Annotated in this window: 1 protein-coding gene; it reads left to right on the plus strand. The window is 52.0% G+C overall.

Translation table 11 applies throughout. The features are described 5' to 3' along the window. Positions 1-927 (plus strand): RNA-guided endonuclease IscB (gene iscB / locus FC20_RS09580; RefSeq protein WP_056945406.1); only part of this gene is annotated, 927 nt, incomplete at both ends.

Genomic DNA, 927 nt, shown 5'->3' on the forward strand with positions numbered 1-927 from the left:
GAAAAGCGGCAAGGCATTCGTGGTCAAGAAATATCCGTTCACCATTCAGCTGAAATACGGCTCATACGGCTATAAGCAGAAGGTCAGTCTTGGCGTGGATACCGGGCAGAGACATATCGGCTTTGCCGTGGTCAGTCAAGAAAAGGTACTGTGCCAAAGCGAGGTAGAGCTTCGCCAGGACGTACACAAAAATCTGTACACCCGCAAGATCTACCGCGGAGGCAGAAGAAACCGCAAGACCCGCTACCGTCAATCCCGCTTTCTCAACAGAGTGCATGGCAAGCGTGACGGCTTATGGCTTCCGCCATCAGTAAAAGGCAAGGTGAATCACAACATTGCCTGGATCAAGCGGTATTTGGCAGTATTGCCGAATCCCGATCTTCATGTCGAGGTCGGCAAGTTCGACATGGCCAAGATGCTCAATCCGCAGATTTCCGGCAAGCAGTATCAGGAAGGCAGTCTGAAGGGCTGGAAGAACTATGAGTACTACGTGCTGGCCCGCGACAAGTACACCTGTCAGCTCTGCCGCAAGCATGGCAAAGGCGTAAAGCTAGCAGTGCACCATATCATCTACCGCTCACAGGGCGGAACGGATCGCGTAAGCAATCTGATAACGCTTTGCACGGACTGCCACACGACAAAGAATCATCAGCCAGGCGGCAAGCTCTACAAATGGATGAAAGCCAAAAAGAAAGTGACGAAGTATCTGAAAGGCGCGACGTTCATGAACATTCTGCGCAAGCGGATTATGACTGCCTTCCCAGAAGCAAGCTTTCAGTATGGCTCGCAAACCTACGTTGACCGCAAAAATCTTAATCTGCCCAAAGGCCACTTCATGGACGCGATCGCGATCAGCGGGATCAAGTCGGTCGGTCAAATGCCGGAAACGGTGACGATGATCAGCCAGTTCCGCAAGAAGAAGCGGTC

Source organism: Lactobacillus equicursoris DSM 19284 = JCM 14600 = CIP 110162, from assembly GCF_001434815.1.
In the GTDB taxonomy this organism is placed as follows: Bacteria; Bacillota; Bacilli; order Lactobacillales; family Lactobacillaceae; genus Lactobacillus; species Lactobacillus equicursoris.